Source organism: Rodentibacter sp. Ppn85 (assembly GCF_001999335.1).
GTDB lineage: Bacteria > Pseudomonadota > Gammaproteobacteria > Enterobacterales > Pasteurellaceae > Rodentibacter.
Map to the genome: position 1 here is coordinate 11,809 of NZ_MLHS01000059.1, position 16,418 is coordinate 28,226.

At 40.5% G+C, this 16,418-nt stretch carries 16 protein-coding genes; 9 read left to right on the top strand and 7 right to left on the bottom strand.

What is annotated here, in order from left to right; all coding sequences use genetic code 11:
- Together trmB and BKL51_RS09940 are read left to right on the top strand one after the other, a co-directional pair.
- Complete coding sequence (gene trmB / locus BKL51_RS09935) at nt 1-747, top strand: tRNA (guanosine(46)-N7)-methyltransferase TrmB (protein ID WP_077466536.1); 747 nt, start codon at nt 1-3, stop codon at nt 745-747.
- A 107-nt stretch (nt 748-854) separates the two neighbouring features.
- Nucleotides 855-1,199 carry a YggL family protein gene (locus BKL51_RS09940; RefSeq protein WP_077466521.1) on the top strand — a complete coding sequence of 115 codons (345 nt, stop codon included), beginning with the start codon at nt 855-857 and terminating at the stop codon, nt 1,197-1,199.
- A 137-nt stretch (nt 1,200-1,336) separates the two neighbouring features.
- Here the strand turns inward: BKL51_RS09940 and BKL51_RS09945 are convergent, their stop codons facing one another.
- The 3 genes from BKL51_RS09945 to BKL51_RS09955 form a co-directional block, all read right to left on the bottom strand.
- Nucleotides 1,337-2,356: an ABC transporter ATP-binding protein gene (locus BKL51_RS09945; protein WP_077466522.1), complete on the bottom strand. Its 1,020-nt coding sequence runs from the start codon at nt 2,354-2,356 to the stop codon at nt 1,337-1,339.
- The gene (locus tag BKL51_RS09950; RefSeq protein WP_077466523.1) at nt 2,357-4,006 is read right to left on the bottom strand and encodes an iron ABC transporter permease; all 1,650 of its coding nucleotides are present in this window, start codon (nt 4,004-4,006) and stop codon (nt 2,357-2,359) included.
- Between the two features lie 166 nt (nt 4,007-4,172).
- On the bottom strand, nt 4,173-5,189 hold the full coding sequence (locus tag BKL51_RS09955) for a Fe(3+) ABC transporter substrate-binding protein (RefSeq protein ID WP_077466524.1): 1,017 nt from the start codon (nt 5,187-5,189) through the stop codon (nt 4,173-4,175).
- Between the two features lie 337 nt (nt 5,190-5,526).
- Between BKL51_RS09955 and napF the strand changes: the two genes are divergently transcribed.
- The 7 genes from napF to BKL51_RS09990 all read left to right on the top strand — a co-directional run bounded on the left by napF (nt 5,527) and on the right by BKL51_RS09990 (nt 11,786).
- Nucleotides 5,527-6,057 (top strand): ferredoxin-type protein NapF, encoded by a 531-nt coding sequence (napF, locus tag BKL51_RS09960; RefSeq protein ID WP_077466525.1) that lies wholly within the window; start codon nt 5,527-5,529, stop codon nt 6,055-6,057.
- Nucleotides 6,050-6,331: a chaperone NapD gene (locus BKL51_RS09965; protein ID WP_077466526.1), complete on the top strand. Its 282-nt coding sequence runs from the start codon at nt 6,050-6,052 to the stop codon at nt 6,329-6,331. Before napF ends, BKL51_RS09965 begins: the two co-directional genes overlap by 8 nt.
- Nucleotides 6,332-6,425: 94 nt before the next feature.
- The gene (gene napA / locus BKL51_RS09970; RefSeq protein ID WP_077466527.1) at nt 6,426-8,909 is read left to right on the top strand and encodes a nitrate reductase catalytic subunit NapA; all 2,484 of its coding nucleotides are present in this window, start codon (nt 6,426-6,428) and stop codon (nt 8,907-8,909) included.
- 122 nt (nt 8,910-9,031) lie between these two features.
- Complete coding sequence (gene napG, locus BKL51_RS09975; protein ID WP_077466528.1) at nt 9,032-9,838, top strand: ferredoxin-type protein NapG; 807 nt, start codon at nt 9,032-9,034, stop codon at nt 9,836-9,838.
- Nucleotides 9,838-10,704, top strand: a complete 867-nt coding sequence (gene napH / locus BKL51_RS09980; protein WP_077466529.1) for a quinol dehydrogenase ferredoxin subunit NapH — start codon at nt 9,838-9,840, stop codon at nt 10,702-10,704. The genes napG and napH overlap by 1 nt, the downstream gene beginning before the upstream one ends.
- Before the next feature lie 5 nt (nt 10,705-10,709).
- Nucleotides 10,710-11,153 carry a nitrate reductase cytochrome c-type subunit gene (locus BKL51_RS09985; protein WP_077466530.1) on the top strand — a complete coding sequence of 148 codons (444 nt, stop codon included), beginning with the start codon at nt 10,710-10,712 and terminating at the stop codon, nt 11,151-11,153.
- 12 nt (nt 11,154-11,165) lie between these two features.
- Complete coding sequence (locus BKL51_RS09990; RefSeq protein ID WP_077466531.1) at nt 11,166-11,786, top strand: cytochrome c3 family protein; 621 nt, start codon at nt 11,166-11,168, stop codon at nt 11,784-11,786.
- A gap of 157 nt (nt 11,787-11,943) precedes the next feature.
- Here the strand turns inward: BKL51_RS09990 and BKL51_RS09995 are convergent, their stop codons facing one another.
- From BKL51_RS09995 to BKL51_RS10010, 4 genes are all read right to left on the bottom strand, one after another.
- Entirely contained in the window at nt 11,944-13,488 is a 1,545-nt protein-coding gene (locus BKL51_RS09995) for a class I SAM-dependent methyltransferase (protein ID WP_077466532.1), read from the bottom strand.
- A gap of 314 nt (nt 13,489-13,802) precedes the next feature.
- Nucleotides 13,803-14,654 carry a hypothetical protein gene (locus BKL51_RS10000; RefSeq protein ID WP_077466533.1) on the bottom strand — a complete coding sequence of 284 codons (852 nt, stop codon included), beginning with the start codon at nt 14,652-14,654 and terminating at the stop codon, nt 13,803-13,805.
- Between the two features lies 1 nt (nt 14,655).
- Nucleotides 14,656-14,919, bottom strand: coding sequence for a hypothetical protein (locus BKL51_RS10005; protein WP_143530594.1), 264 nt, complete (start codon nt 14,917-14,919; stop codon nt 14,656-14,658).
- 177 nt (nt 14,920-15,096) lie between these two features.
- The gene (locus tag BKL51_RS10010; RefSeq protein WP_077466535.1) at nt 15,097-15,954 is read right to left on the bottom strand and encodes a hypothetical protein; all 858 of its coding nucleotides are present in this window, start codon (nt 15,952-15,954) and stop codon (nt 15,097-15,099) included.
- Nucleotides 15,955-16,418: the final 464 nt, after the last annotated feature.

Genomic DNA, 16,418 nt, shown 5'->3' on the forward strand with positions numbered 1-16,418 from the left:
ATGACACAGACTTTTGCCGATCAAAAACGTAAAACCGTAGAAACCGTAGAATTTACCGAAGACGGTCGCTACAAACGCAAAGTACGTAGCTTTGTATTACGCACCGGGCGTTTGAGCGACTTTCAAAAATCGATGATGAACGCTCATTGGGGGGAATTAGGGCTAGACTATCAAACTACCCCTTTCAATTTCGTAAAAATTTACGGCAACACTAATCCGGTGATCTTAGAAATCGGTTTTGGCATGGGAAAATCTCTTGTCGATATGGCTGTTGCGAATCCCGATAAAAATTATCTTGGCATTGAAGTACATACCCCCGGTGTCGGTGCTTGTGTTGCTTATGCCGTGGAAAAAGGGGTAAAAAATCTTCGCGTAATTTGCCATGATGCCACCGAAATTTTACGCGATAGTATTGCGGATCATACGCTCGCCGGATTACAACTATTCTTCCCTGATCCTTGGCATAAAGCAAAACACCATAAACGCCGCATCGTTCAACCGCACTTTGTAGAACAAGTGGTAAAAAAACTCGACAAAAACGGGTTTATCCATATGGCAACGGACTGGGAAAACTATGCCGAGCAAATGTTGGATGTGCTACAATCCAATACGAATTTAGTGAATACTTCAGCAACCGGAGATTATATTCCACGCCCGGATTTTCGTCCGCTAACAAAATTTGAAGCCCGCGGGCATCGATTAGGACATGGCGTGTGGGATTTATTTTTCATTAAAAATAATGTTTAGTTCATTGAAAATATATTTATTTTTGTTTGGGTTTAATGTTTTTAACAACAAAATTTAATATAAATAAACCGATTTATCCTTACTACCAACAAAAACAGGAGAACAATATGTCTAAATCCTACAACCAACGCCAACGTAAGAAACTCCATCTTGCGGAATTCCAAGAGTTAGGATTTCTTGTAAACTTTCAGTTTGCTGAAGGCACTTCAATCGAAACCGTTGATGAAATGATTGATCGTTTTATTGAAGAAGTCATTCAACCAAACGGCTTGGCTTATGAGGGCAGCGGCTATTTACACTGGGAAGGCTTAGTTTGCTTAGAGAAAATCGGTAAATGTGATGAAAGCCACCGTGAAACCGTGAAAAAATGGCTGGAAGCCAACGGATTACAACAAATTGAAATCAGTGAATTATTTGATATTTGGTGGGAATACCCAGCCTCAAAAGCTTAAATTTTTCACAATAAAAACAGCATGGGAAAACATTATTTTCATGCTGTTTTTTTATGGTTTGTTCAGCTAACATGATTACGCTAGCATTCACTATAAAATCAAGTTTGTCATTGATATATTGGTTTCAGCTTAATACTTTATTCAGTGGGGAAAAAGATAAAATCTTGACAATGAAGCTCAATACTCACCGCAGATTGCAGAGGTAAATCTGCAATGTGATAAGCGGTAAGATGAATACCGTTTATTGCAATTTGATAACGATAGTATTGCCCTAAAAAAAGTTTATTAATAATCTGACCTTGTCCTGTATTGTCGGGTTTAATGAGGAGTTGCTCGGGACGAAGAAGCCATTGATAATGACCTACAGCGTATTCCGTGTCAGAAGGCAAACAATAACTACCGATTGGGCTTTTGAAACGCCGATCAGCATAAATTTCACAAGACAAATAGTTTGTACTACCGAGAAAATCAGCAACAAAACGGTTGATTGGCTGATGATAAAGTCGGTTTGGGGTGCCAATTTGCATAATTCTTCCTTGATCCATTACCGCAATTTTATCGGCAAAAGCAAAAGCCTCTTCTTTACTGTGCGTAACAAAAATTGCAGGGACTTTTTGGCTTTTTAGAATCTGTTTGATCTCTTGGATCATTGAATATCTTGTCTGACTATCGATGTTAGAAAAAGGCTCGTCTAGTAAAAGCAAGGTCGGCTGACAAGCCAAGGCCCTGGCAATAGCAACCCTTTGTTGCTGCCCGCCTGATAATTCGTGAGGAAAACGTTGTTCAAATCCCTCTAGCTTCACCACGTTAAGCATTTTTTGCATAATGGTTTGCCGCTCACTTTTTGCTAATTTAGTTAAACCAAACTGAATATTATCCGCAACGGTTAGATGTGGAAAAAGGGCATAATCCTGAAAAATTAAACCGATTTTACGTTGTTCTACGGGGATTTGATTAATCACCCTGCCTGCTAATTTTATTATGCCTTGTGTAGTGGGAACCAATCCGGCTATCGCTTTAAGTAATGTTGTTTTACCACAACCGCTCGCCCCGAGTAAGCAAACAATTTCATTTTCTGCGACTTCAAGCTCAAGATTTTTTAAAATCTGATTTTGTTCAAACTGACAGCTAAGTTGCTGAACTTCAAGTAATTTCATTTAACGCTCTTTTTGTGATTGCGAAATTAGTGAACGAGTCAGCCAAATCACGGGAATCAGCCCTACCAACACTAATACAATAGCGGGCAAGGCAGCGCGCTCCAACTGTTCATCCGAGGTAAAAGTAAAAACGTAGGTAGCTAAGGTATCAAAATTAAATGGTCGGAGTAATAATGATGCATTGAGTTCTTTCATACTTTCAATAAAAACCATCAATATCGCCGTAATCATTCCTTTTGAAATCAAAGGAACATGAACATTTTTAAACATAGCGACACCCGTTTTCCCCATGCTTTGACTTGCCATATCCAACGTAGGAGAAATTCGTTCAAGACAAGCCCCCAAAGTACCAATTGCCATAGCCAAAAAACGAATAGTATAAGCCAGTACTAAAGCAAACAATGAGCCGGAGAAAATCAATCCGACCGGTTTTAACTCTAATGATTTAAGTAAACCGTGTAATTGATGATCGGCAAAGGTAAGGGGAGAAAGCAAGCCGATAGCCAACACAGTGCCCGGAATCGCATAACCAAAACCGGATAAACCGAGCGATAATCGGGTCATTTTGCTAAATAACCGATTCTCCTTGGAAAGCCTGTGGGCAAAATGCAATAGAAGTGCGACACAAACTGTTGTGAGCGCAGCAATAGAGGATACTTTCAAACTATTTGCAGCAAACTTCACAAAGTCTAAATTCCATGACTGCTCAAAATAGTCAATTGACCAAAAAATCAATCGACCGAAGGGAATAAAAAATGCGATAGCCAATAACCCCCAACACCAAGCTAACGCTAAAGCATTACGCCAGCCTGTTAAGGTTTTCAAATGTGTTTTCTTTTCATAACCACGTTGATAGCTTTTTTGTTTACGGCGACTGTACCGTTCAAGGCTGATGAATAAGAAAATCATCATCAACATAAAAATCGAAATACGGCTTGCCGTACCTAAATCGTGGAAGCTGAGCCAAGAGTCATAAATTGCCGTTGTAAGCGTCGGCACGGCAAAATAGGCAACCGTACCAAAGTCACCCAGCGTTTCCATTGCCACCAACGCCATCCCTACCGCAATGGCAGGGCGAATAAGCGGAAAAGTAATGCGACGGAAAATTTGACTCGGCGTGGCGCCAAGCATTTTGGCACTGTGTTGTAAATTTTCGGATTGTTCTAAAAATGCGACACGTACAAGCAAAAAAATATAGGGATACAATACTAAGGCGAGAACAAAACATGCACCATAAAGTGTACGAATTTGCGGAAACCAGTAATCTCTAGGAGTCTGCCAAGCAAAAATATCACGCAGTAAAGACTGAAATCCCCCGGAATAATCAAGTAAATCAGTGTAAAGATAGGCAATCAAATAAGCAGGCATGGCAAGGGGGAGGCAAAGTAACCATTGCAACGTGCGTTGTCCCCAAAATTGAAAATTGGCAACCAACCAAGCTGAAGGCAACGCAAAAAATAACGCCAAAGCCACAGTTCCGACCACCAATAAAACAGAGTTGATAACATAATGTCCAAGCATGGTATTCCAAAAATGAATAAGGTTATCCATTTCACCGCTTGACGCATGATAAACAATCGCTAACAACGGTAGCAAAACCAAAAGAGCGGTCAAAATTGCAGACAATTTCCAAGAAAGATGGTACTTCATTTAATTATATTAATGTAAAAAATCAGACGTTGCCGAATAGCCTAAAAATTATTTGACTTGAAACGGGATTATGCATTCTAGACACAAAACGAGCTTCAACAAATGTTAGATAAAATCTATCGCTTGCTCAAAGCCCGTTATTTTGTTTAATAAGAAATACTAGCGATTAAAATTCGTCAAATTTCACTTCATCGACTAATTTTAGTGCTTTTTCATAATTTTTAGCGATAGTTTCTAATTTTATCGTATCCGGTGTAAATGTTCCCCAGCCTTTCACTAACTCGGAAGGTTCTACACCCGGTTTCACCGGATATTCATGATTGAGCTCGGCATAAAGTTTTTGGGCTTTTTCACCGCTTAGATATTCGACTAATTTTACTGCATTTGCTTTATTCGGCGCGTATTTCGCCAACGCTACCCCGCTAATATTAACATGTGTACCGTACTTGCCGGCCGGGAAATTAATCACTGCCGCTTCAGCCCATGCTTTTTGCTTCTCATCATCTAACATTTTACCGTAATAATAGCTGTTACCAAGGGAGTAATCGCAAATTCCTTCTTTAATTGCCTTGACTTGATCACGGTCACCACCTTGAGGCTTTTGAGCAAGATTCGCTTTTAAACCTTCCAAAAAGGCTTTAGTTTTTGCTTCACCGTAATGTTCGATCATTGAGGCAAAAAGTGAAACATTATATGAATTTTTACCTGAACGTACGCATACTTTACCTTTGAACTCAGGTTTGGCTAAATCAAAATAATTGAAATCCGCAGGTAATTTACCTACACGATCTTTTGAAGAATAAATAACACGGGCACGTGTCGTTAAACCGTACCACTTCCCTTCAGTATCACGATATTGCGCCGGAATGTTTTCATCTAAAATTTTAGAAGTAAACGGTTGTGCCAGACCTTCATTTACGATTTGCATCACTCGTGAAATATCCACTGTTAATAGTACGTCTGCCGGGCTTAATTCGCCTTCTTGTTTCACGCGTTCAACCAAACCTTTATCGGCAAAAATTACGTTAACTTTAATACCGGTTTCTTTCTCAAATTCTTTGAGCATCGGTTCAATCAGGTACGGTTGACGATAAGAATAAACATTGACTTCTTCTGCCGCAAACGCAGAAGTTGAAAATAGTGCGGAAAGAGATAACGCAATAGTGGTAAGGGATTTTTTCATTGGACTTTCTCCATAGGGCTAGGTTTATTATTCGATACGATTCTAAAAGTTTATCCCACCACCGTCAATAAGAATTATTATTATTTAAACAAGTTTAAATATATTTTTCCAGTTTCCTAAAACTTATCACTTGCCGCTAAAGAATATAAAAAACATCACTCACCATTATAAAATATTTATAAGAAAATCAATAACTAATATCCTTTTATTGATCTAACACAACAAAACCTCAAGTCGTTATCAATCTACCTCTTTTTGGTAGTTTATATATTGCGATCACAATTGGATAATTCACTATCCAAAGTAAGGCATATAACTATCCACAAAGGCAAACCGAATGAGCGTTGAAAACTTACCCCGCAGGCAATTTTTACGAGGTAAATTTTTAACATCATTACACACTGAAAACGAACAAAAACAAGGATTTGAAGGAATTCGACCACCATGGTCCGTCTCCAATAATGAATTTATTGAACAATGTACGCGCTGTGACGACTGTCTGTCAGTTTGCGAAACTAAAATTTTGGTGAAAGGTGACGGCGGTTTTCCGGAAGTTCAGTTTGAGAACAGCGAATGTACTTTTTGTAGAAAATGCGTTGAAATTTGTCAACGACCGATTTTCCGTCCCTCAAATGAGCGACCTTGGGCACATAAAGTTGAAATTAATACGAATTGTTTAACGCAACTGGGCATTGAATGTCGCTCATGTCAAGACAACTGTCCTGTGGGTTCCATTTCTTTTCATTTCCAAGTGGGTAGTGTGGCACAACCTTTTGTAAACATAGATACTTGTAACGGCTGTGGTGCTTGTTTGCAAAACTGTCCGGTTAATGCCATAAAAATTAATCATCTAAAATGCAATGAATAAAGAAAATTTAATAGATAAAAATATACAGGATTGGCATGTAGTCGGACTGATCGTGCAAGGAAATCCCCAAAAAATGGCGGCAATTCAGACCGCACTTTTGGAAATTGAACACACTGAAATACCCACTTTTGATGAAAAAAACGGTAAATTGGTCGTCGTGATGCAATCCCATGATCAGCATATTCTGCTTAATAATATGGAAAGCGTGAATAACATTGACGGCGTAGTTAATGTTTCACTGATATATCACGAACAAGACGAAAAGAAAAAATAATCCGTTTTTGTGTATTAATCAATCTTTAGTGGCGTGAAATTCGAAAAATATAAACTTAATTTTTAAAATCAACATGTAATGTGGGAGAAGCGTGATGAGTTTAAGTCGTCGAGACTTTATGAAAGCCAATGCGGCTATGGCAGCGGCAACGGCTGCGGGATTAACCATCCCGGTCAAAAATGTAGTTGCGGCAGAATCCGAAATAAAATGGGATAAAGCAGTATGCCGTTTTTGTGGTACCGGCTGTGCCGTATTGGTGGGTACTAAAGATGGACGTGTTGTTGCTTCACAAGGCGATCCGGATGCAGAAGTAAACCGCGGTTTAAACTGTATTAAAGGTTACTTCTTACCGAAAATTATGTACGGTAAAGATCGCGTTACGCAACCAATGCTGCGTATGACCAACGGAAAATACGACAAAAATGGGGATTTTACTCCCGTTTCTTGGGATATTGCCTTTAAAACCATGGCTGAAAAATTCAAAGAAGCCTTTAAGAAAAATGGTCAAAATGCAGTGGGAATGTTCAGTTCCGGTCAATCGACCATTTGGGAAGGCTATGCAAAAAACAAACTTTGGAAAGCCGGTTTCCGATCTAATAACGTTGATCCGAATGCCCGTCACTGTATGGCATCTGCGGCTGTTGCATTTATGCGTACCTTCGGCATGGATGAACCAATGGGTTGCTATGATGATATTGAACGTGCCGATGCGTTTGTGCTTTGGGGTTCCAATATGGCGGAAATGCACCCGATCTTGTGGTCTCGTATTACGGATCGCCGCATTTCGAATCCTGATGTGAGAGTTGCCGTACTCTCCACTTTTGAACATCGTAGTTTTGAGCTTGCCGATCACGGTTTGGTGTTTACCCCGCAAACCGATTTAGCCATTATGAACTACATCATTAACTATCTCATTCAAAATAATGCGATTAATTGGGATTTTGTTAATAAACATACCAAATTTAAACGTGGTGAAACCAATATCGGTTATGGTTTACGTCCTGAAAATCCGTTAGAGAAAGACACCAACCGTAAAACCGCAGGTAAAATGCACGATTCCTCATTTGAAGAATTGAAGCAATTAGTGTCGGAATATACCCTTGAAAAAGTATCAGAAATGTCGGGGGTAGATAAAGCTCAACTTGAAAATCTGGCAAAACTTTATGCCGATCCAAATAAAAAAGTCGTATCTTTTTGGACAATGGGCTTTAACCAACACACCCGCGGTGTTTGGGCGAATCATCTGATCTATAACATTCATTTGCTGACCGGTAAAATTTCACTGCCGGGTTGCGGTCCGTTCTCTTTAACCGGTCAACCTTCCGCTTGCGGTACTGCTCGTGAAGTGGGTTCTTTCCCACACCGTTTACCTGCAGATTTAGTAGTAACCAATCCAAAACACCGTGAAACGGCAGAACGTATTTGGAAACTACCAAAAGGGACAATTTCCGAAAAAGTCGGTCTGGATACCATCGCCCAAGATCGTGCACTGCATGACGGCACCATGAACGTATTATGGCAAATGTGTAACAACAACATGCAAGCGGGGCCAAATATCAATGCGGATCGTTTGCCCGGCTGGCGTAAAGAAGGCAACTTCGTAATTGTATCCGATCCTTACCCAACGGTTTCCGCTTTATCCGCCGACTTAATCCTTCCAACGGCAATGTGGGTGGAAAAAGAGGGCGCATACGGTAATGCAGAGCGCCGCACCCAATTCTGGCGTCAACAAGTAAAAGCGCCGGGAGAAGCGAAATCCGACTTGTGGCAGTTAATGGAATTTGCCAAATACTTCACAACAGATGAAATGTGGACGGAAGAATTGCTTGTACAAATGCCGGAATATCGCGGAAAAACATTATATGAAGTGCTATTCAAAAACGGACAAGTCGATAAATTCCCATTAAGTGAACTTGCCGAAGGGCAACTAAACGACGAATCAGAGCATTTTGGTTATTACGTACACAAAGGATTATTTGAAGAATACGCCGAATTTGGTCGGGGTCACGGTCATGATTTAGCACCGTTTGATATGTACCATAAAGCCCGTGGCTTGCGTTGGCCGGTAGTAGACGGAAAAGAAACCTTATGGCGTTATCGTGAAGGTTACGATCCTTATGTAAAAGAAGGCGAAGGCGTAGCGTTTTACGGCTATCCGGATAAAAAAGCGATTATCCTTGCCGTGCCTTATGAGCCGCCGGCAGAATCACCGGATGCGGAATACGACTTGTGGTTATCCACCGGCCGCATTCTCGAACACTGGCACACCGGTACAATGACTCGTCGGGTACAAGAATTACATCGTTCATTCCCAAATAACTTAGTGTGGATGAACCCGCTAGATGCACAAGCCCGAGGTTTACGTCATGGAGATAAAATCAAAATCTCATCACGCCGCGGAGAGGTGATTTCTTATTTAGACACACGCGGACGTAACAAACCGCCTCGCGGTTTAGTTTATACCACTTTCTTTGATGCCGGTCAGCTTGCTAATGTATTAACACTTGATGCAACAGACCCGATTTCAAAAGAAACCGACTTTAAAAAATGTGCGGTAAAAGTGGAAAAGGCTGCGTAAAAACAACGTAAAAACTAACCGCACTTGTCACTAGAATGTAGGAAATGAAATATGGCGTACTCGTTATTAATTCATTTCCTACTCAAAATGCGATCAATATTTGAAGAGAATTTGAAGAGGAAATGAAAAAAACCACGCTGAATTCCGAACGCCGACGTTTTCTAAAAGAGACTACCCGTACTGCGGGTGGTCTTGCTGGAGTGGGAATTCTACTGGGATTACAACAAAATCAAAGCTTAGCCCGTGAAGGCGTGCCGTTACGTCCGCCGTTTGCATTACAAGATGCAAAAGCATTTTCTGCAGCTTGTATCCGTTGCGGTCAATGTGTACAGGCTTGCCCTTACGATATGCTGCATCTGGCATCATTACTGTCGTCGGTAGAAGCAGGTACGCCATATTTCATTGCGCGTGATAAACCCTGTGAAATGTGTCCCGATATTCCGTGTGCACAAGCTTGTCCAAGTGGCGCATTAGATCGCAATGCAACGGATATTAATGAATCACGCATGGGATTATCCGTGCTATTAGACCACGAAACCTGTCTTAACTGGCAAGGGCTGCGTTGTGATGTATGCTATCGGGTTTGTCCGTTAATTGATAAAGCGATTACGTTGGAAAAACAACATAATCCCCGTTCGGATAAACATGCTTTGTTCATTCCGACAGTGCATTCCGATGCCTGCACCGGTTGTGGCAAATGCGAACAAGCCTGTGTGTTGGAAGAAGCGGCAATTAAGGTTTTACCGATGGCGCTTGCAAAAGGCATGTTGGGTAAACACTATCGCTTAAGTTGGGAAGAAAAGGAAAAAGCCGGTCATTCTCTTGCACCGAAAGATATGATTTCTTTACCTGCCCGCACACCGGAGACTACAACAATACCCGAGCCGGCAGAACCTGTTTTGGCACCAATTTTAGAGGTAACCAAATAATGGCAGCAAATGCACCTAAACATACCGGCAGAGAAGCCCGCCAAAAATGGGGCCGATGGTATGCCAACCGCTTTTTATTCTGGCGGCGTTTAAGCCAGTTAAGCATTCTAGCAATGTTTTTAAGCGGCCCTTATTTAGGGATATGGATCTTAAAAGGTAATTACAGTGGTAGCCTGCTGTTTGATACGATCCCTTTAAGCGATCCTTTAATCACAGCAGAAAGCCTTGCGACAGGACATTTACCCGACGAACTGACACTGGTCGGTGCGGTAATTATCGTACTTTGCTACGCAGTGCTGGGGAGTAAAGTATTTTGTGGTTGGGTCTGTCCGCTAAATATCGTGACAGACACCGCAGCATGGCTACGCCGTAAGCTAGGTATTCGCCAAACTGCAAAGCTCTCACGAGGGCTACGCTACGGTATTTTGGCGATGATTTTAGTCGGTAGTGCTGCAAGCGGAACGCTACTGTGGGAATGGATTAATCCCGTTGCGGCATTAGGGCGCGCTTTTATATTTGGATTTGGCGCGACAGCTTGGTTAATGGTGGTAATTTTTCTTTTTGATTTGTTAGTTGTCGAACACGGTTGGTGCGGGCATTTATGCCCAATCGGTGCCACTTACGGCATTATCGGTGCCAAAAGTATTCTCCGAATTAAAGTCACTGATCGCACTAAATGTGACAATTGTATGGATTGCTATAATGTCTGTCCGGAAGCACAAGTGCTACGTTCACCTTTACACGGAAAAAAAGACGACAGCCTACTTGTACTTTCTAAAGATTGCATCAGCTGCGGACGTTGTATTGACGTTTGTGCTGAAAAAGTTTTTAAATTTTCAACTCGTTTCGATCATTCAGGGGAGTGATTAATATGACCAATCAGGTATCTAAAATTTTAGTGGGATTAATGACCGCACTTTTTGCCGGTTATTTAATGGCAAATGACGTTCAACCTATCGGTAAAGATTTAACCCAATCGCCGGAAAATATTGCACCGGCATTTCACACTGCACCACGTAACAGTGACTTACCGGCATTAAATTATGTGAACCAACCCCCAATGGTGCCGCATAGTGTGGCTAATTATCAAGTGACAAAAAATGTGAATCAATGCTTAAACTGCCATAGCCCTGAAAATTCACGTTTAAGCGGCGCAACCCGAATCAGCCCGACACACTTTATGGATCGCGACGGAAACATTGGTTCCAGCTCATCGCCACGCCGTTATTTTTGCTTACAATGCCACGTATCCCAATCAAATGTCGATCCTATCGTACCAAATGATTTCAAACCGATGAAAGGTTACGGTAACTAAGAAGGAAGGATTATGTCAGAGAAAAAAACAAATTTCATCGTACGCTTTTGGCATTGGTTTCGTAAACCGAGCCGTCTTGCGGTGGGAACAATCATTAGCCTTGCTTTTATCGGCGGTATTTTATCTTGGGTAGGGTTCAATTATGGTTTAGAGAAAACGAATACCGAACAATTCTGCGCAAGCTGCCATATGAATGATGCCTATCCCGAATATCTCCACAGCGTGCATTACCAAACCCGTACCGGCGTGGGAGCAAGCTGTCCCGATTGCCACGTACCGCATGAATTCGGTCCGAAGATGAAACGTAAAATCATTGCGGCAAAAGAAGTCTACGCTCATTACACCGGCAAAGTGGATACGCTGGAGAAATTTAATCAACATCGTTTAGCAATGGCAGAAAACGAATGGGCAAGAATGAAAGCCAACGATTCCCAAGAATGTCGTAATTGTCATAATGTGGATCGAATGAATTTCAATGAACAACGCCCTGTTGCTGCGAAAATGCACGAGAAAATCAAAACAGAGGGAAAAACCTGCATTGACTGTCATAAAGGTATTGCCCACCGGTTACCCGATATGAGCAATGTAGAATCTGGATTTAAAAAAGAAACATCGGCTAAAGCGGAAAAGTAATCAAATTTTGACCGCACTTATATTAATATCGGCACCTTTCAGGTGCCGATTTAATTTCCATAAAATATTTCTATATTAGGAACATATTTAAAGCCGGATATTTTCAGAAAATACCCGGCCGTATTTTGTCGTGAATAAAATTATAGCGTTATCTAGTTTAGATAATCCCTAAACATTTTAAATTCGGCAATTGATTTTCTACAAACCCATTATAGACTCTCTCCATTACCACTTTTCCTTCCGCATCATCCCTTAGGGTTTCTCCGCCTTCTGCCATAAACAGACCATTTTCTTTTAATAACCCCCAAGCAAAATCCAATTGTTTTTTCTTCGTCAGGCCCTCAATATGTGCCAATAAAAACCAACGTTGTATCATATCAAGAGAGTATGCACCGCCGGTAATTGGGCTGGCAAGATAGTTAATATTGAATTGCGGGGAACGGGACTGTTCCAATACATAGCGATTAAATGCGGCACAATGCGGGCGTGCTTGCTCAATTGCTTGTTCTGATTGCGCCACAGTCAAATTATTTTTACCGATAAGAACAGCCAAAACAGTAAAAATATCTGTTTCATTAAAACGACCTTTTAATGCATCAACAATATCTTTAACTAAATGGATTTTTTGCTCCTGCAGTATATCTAATATCGGATTAAATAGATCCCCATTCAAATCAACAGTCAAATGGCTTGACGCTTTCATTTCAATTTGCTTACGAGGAGTGTGTAACAAAACGCGTAATTTTTTCCATTCCTCTTTTTGTTCATAGCTATTTAACCGACGTGCACCTTTTACCCAAAAATCCCGGCGGAATTGTTTATTTAAGATAAAATCTTTAACTGTTTGAGCAAATGACGGATCATTAAAACTTGACATTAATTCATGTTGCTCTTTGTTATATAGCGTTTCATTAAAATCGTCTAAATAATTACTGGAACAAGCAAAAGTTAATTTGGCCGATTCCAACCATTTTTGCATATCCGCAAAATACATCGGTTGCCAATCTTTATTCAAATATTCGTGGGCAACATAATGCGGATCATGGTTTTTAAGTTGATCTACACGAGAAAGCAGCTCCGGTGATTTTTGCGTTAGATTATGACTTTGAGCAAACACTTTTCCTACAAATTCTATACTGTCTTTAATATTTTGTTGGCGACTATTAGAATGTGCAGTCATTGTATTATGATGTTGAAGCAACAAATGACGTACCGGCGACGGTGCGGACCATCCCGGCAACGTATTATAACTGATATATAAGATGCCCCCGACTTTGAGTTTACGGCGAATAAAATCCACAACAATGGCACGATTTTCATCAGAAATCCAAGACCAGATACCATGTAAACCGATAAAATCAAATTCCGGCAAATCATCACGTTTGCAAAATTCATTAAAGCCTTGATCGGCAATTAACGCACCGTTATTCGCCACATCAGAAAGATAACGGGCAAAATTAGCTTGAGACGGATTAAAATCCGTTGCATACCATTTCGCATGGCCGGCTGTCGCATGCACATTAACCGATATCCCCTGCCCAAACCCAAGCTCACAAGCGTTGTATTGAGAGCTTGAAATTGATTCCGGTAACGCAATTCCCGCCATTAAAAAAGGAACAATGGCATTATTAGGATTGAGTTCAGAATAATAACCAAAAGTATAGTTTATATCGCTAACATAACCTTCCGACCAACTAGACATACGAAATTCTCCTCATGAGTTTTAATATTATTAGATAATTCTTATAAATATAGAAATGTGTTTACTTCGGTAATACATTAATAAAGCTCACGCACTATAACTTATTTTTCACTCATAGTCGTTAAAATTAAATAAATTTTTATATTTCCTTCTCGCTAAAACATTAAAAAAGTGCGGTCGTTTTTAACCGTACTTTTTTAAATTACTCAATATTATGCGGCAGTTACACAAAACTGATATTTCAAATAGGGCACACACAGTACGCTCCCACACTTCTTTCTCCTCAAAGTGCGGTCGGATTTTTCGGTGTTTTTTTAATGCTTATCCAACCATGCCTGAATGCGAGCTTGGATTTTCTTTTCGTTGTAGCCGATTGGCGGGAACAGGCTAAATTGATAGAACCAGTTAAAATAGTCGCTGGCAATGCGTTTTTCTTTTTTAAAGAACTTGCCGTATTCTTCGTCCGGGTTTTCGCTGCCGAGATAATCCAAAATAAAAGTCAGCAAGGCATGGTTTTGGTCTTCACAAGCGGGGCGGTAAATTCCCAACGGTACACGGCGAGGGCGTTTTTTCTCGGGGTTTTCGTGAGGGATATTAAACACTAAGCTGCCAAAATGTTTCGGGCGAATCCAGGGGGTGAAAAACTCCGGGCTTAAAAAATTAAGTAACTGATCCCGCTCCCGCTGTACGGATTTAGGATAATGCATAATATACAGTTGCCCCCACGACCAAAAATACACTAAACGCCGTTTGGCATCGAAACGCACCGGGCGCCATTTTGGCGAGGCAACCATAAAGAACCAGAATAACAGGAAAAGGATATAGAACCAGCCCCAATAGAAACTTGACCAATGTTTTTTTATCATTCCTGCTTTAAATGTTTCATATGCTCCTGGAATAGATAATTTATCTGGAAGCATTTTTGTATAAAAATCCCAAGTATCTTCTAATCCCCAATCAACCGAAATAGCCCATTTTATGTCATTGATCATAGTTTGGGTCGTAAGATAATCATAAATAAGAAACCCTACCATACATAAAAACCATACCCAAGAGAGATCGGCTCGAATATGTCCGTCATTATAACGGCGCACTTCAATTACCCCATCGCCCAGTTGTTTGACATTGCGGGCAATCACATCAGGATTATATTGAGATATAAACATTCTATTTCACTCCTACATAAGTGATTTCACTTTCAAAATAATCCGAGTTAAATCTGCCCCACCAAGTTGACACATCTTCGCCCAGTTTCGGATATTTGATTTTTACTGTTAAGGTTTTCATTGCATTATTACCTTTGGTATCAGAAATATAACGATAGTTTCGCAAACTGCTAATTTGCGTCATATCAATCAATATTTCCCCTTGAGAGAGGAACTGTTTGCATACTTTATCGGTCAGTATCGGTACTGAGGATTGACAAAACATTTTCAAAATCAACCGCACTTTAGGCTTTTATCCGACATTATGTAGCAAATGCACAATTTAAAGAAAATGGAGAGACGCCACGCCTGTGTCCGCCATACAATTTTTTCAAATCATTTCATTTTTTACGGACGCCAGCGTGGCGTCCCTACCTATGAGATAAAATTTATGAGTAATTTTTTAATGCTTATCCAACCATGCCTGAATGCGGGCTTGGGTTTTCTTTTCGTTGTATCCGATTGGTGAGAACAGGCTAAATTGATAAAACCAGTTGAAGTAGTCGCTGGCAATGCGTTTTTCTTTTTTAAAGAACTTGCCGTATTCTTCGTCCGGATTTTCGCTACCAAGATAGTCCAAAATAAAAGTCAGTAATGCGTGATTTTGGTCTTCACAAGCAGGGCGGTAAATCCCCAATGGCACACGGCGAGGGCGTTTTTTCTCGGGGTTTTCGTGAGGGATATTAAACACCAAGCTGCCAAAATGTTTCGGGCGAATCCAGGGGGTGAAAAACTCCGGGTTTAAAAAATTGAGCAACTGATCCCGCTCCCGCTGTACGGATTTAGGATAATGCATAATATACAGTTGCCCCCACGACCAAAAATATACTAAACGCCGTTTGGCATCGAAACGCACCGGACGCCATTTTGGGGAGGCAACCATAAAAAACCAGAAAAGAAGGAAAAGGATGTAGAACCAGCCCCAATAAATTCTTGCCCAATGCTTATTTAACATTCCCATTTTGTATTCATTATAATACCTTTCAGGTATTTCGTTTCCTAATTCTGCAAGAGTTTCCGTACGCCATTTCCAATTATCTTCTAAAGCCCAATCGACAGAGATAGCCCATTGAATATCTCTAAATATAGTTTGAGTAGTAAAGTAGTCATAAATAAGAAACCCTACCGTACATAAAAACCACACCCAAGAGAGATCCGCTCTAATGTGTCCGTCATTATAACGACGTACCTCAATTACGCCATCGCCCAGTTGTTTTACATTGCGTGCAATCACATCAGGATTATATTGAGAGATAAACATTCTATTTCACTCCTACATAAGTGATTTCATTTTCGAAATAATCCGCATTAAATCTATTCCACCAGTTTGACACTTCTTCGCCCAGTTTCGGATATTTGATTTTTACTGTTAAGGTTTTCATTGCATTATTTATTACCTTTGGTATCGGAAAGATAGCGATAGTTTCGCAAACTGCTAATTTGCGTCATATCAATCAATATTTCCCCTTGAGAGAGGAACTGTTTGCATACTTTATCGGTCAGTATCGGTACTGAGGATTGACAAAAATATTTTTAAAATCAACCGCACTTTAGGCTTTTATCCGACATTATGTAGCAAATGCACAATTTAAAGAAAATGGAGGGACGCCACGCCAGTGTCCGCCATACAATTTTTCAAATCATTTCATTTTTTACGGACGCCAGCATGGCGTCCCTACCTATGAGATAAAATTTATGAGTAATTTTTTAAGGGGCTGACGTAGA

Bases quoted from the DNA above. Each gene is read 5' to 3' on its own strand.
- trmB (WP_077466536.1), top strand. From the start codon at position 1: ATGACACAGACTTTTGCCGATCAAAAACGTAAAACCGTAGAAACCGTA.
- BKL51_RS09940 (WP_077466521.1), top strand. From the start codon at position 855: ATGTCTAAATCCTACAACCAACGCCAACGTAAGAAACTCCATCTTGCG.
- BKL51_RS09945 (WP_077466522.1), bottom strand. From the start codon at position 2,356: ATGAAATTACTTGAAGTTCAGCAACTTAGCTGTCAGTTTGAACAAAAT.
- BKL51_RS09950 (WP_077466523.1), bottom strand. From the start codon at position 4,006: ATGAAGTACCATCTTTCTTGGAAATTGTCTGCAATTTTGACCGCTCTT.
- BKL51_RS09955 (WP_077466524.1), bottom strand. From the start codon at position 5,189: ATGAAAAAATCCCTTACCACTATTGCGTTATCTCTTTCCGCACTATTT.
- napF (WP_077466525.1), top strand. From the start codon at position 5,527: ATGAGCGTTGAAAACTTACCCCGCAGGCAATTTTTACGAGGTAAATTT.
- BKL51_RS09965 (WP_077466526.1), top strand. From the start codon at position 6,050: ATGAATAAAGAAAATTTAATAGATAAAAATATACAGGATTGGCATGTA.
- napA (WP_077466527.1), top strand. From the start codon at position 6,426: ATGAGTTTAAGTCGTCGAGACTTTATGAAAGCCAATGCGGCTATGGCA.
- napG (WP_077466528.1), top strand. From the start codon at position 9,032: ATGAAAAAAACCACGCTGAATTCCGAACGCCGACGTTTTCTAAAAGAG.
- napH (WP_077466529.1), top strand. From the start codon at position 9,838: ATGGCAGCAAATGCACCTAAACATACCGGCAGAGAAGCCCGCCAAAAA.
- BKL51_RS09985 (WP_077466530.1), top strand. From the start codon at position 10,710: ATGACCAATCAGGTATCTAAAATTTTAGTGGGATTAATGACCGCACTT.
- BKL51_RS09990 (WP_077466531.1), top strand. From the start codon at position 11,166: ATGTCAGAGAAAAAAACAAATTTCATCGTACGCTTTTGGCATTGGTTT.
- BKL51_RS09995 (WP_077466532.1), bottom strand. From the start codon at position 13,488: ATGTCTAGTTGGTCGGAAGGTTATGTTAGCGATATAAACTATACTTTT.
- BKL51_RS10000 (WP_077466533.1), bottom strand. From the start codon at position 14,654: ATGTTTATATCTCAATATAATCCTGATGTGATTGCCCGCAATGTCAAA.
- BKL51_RS10005 (WP_143530594.1), bottom strand. From the start codon at position 14,919: ATGTTTTGTCAATCCTCAGTACCGATACTGACCGATAAAGTATGCAAA.
- BKL51_RS10010 (WP_077466535.1), bottom strand. From the start codon at position 15,954: ATGTTTATCTCTCAATATAATCCTGATGTGATTGCACGCAATGTAAAA.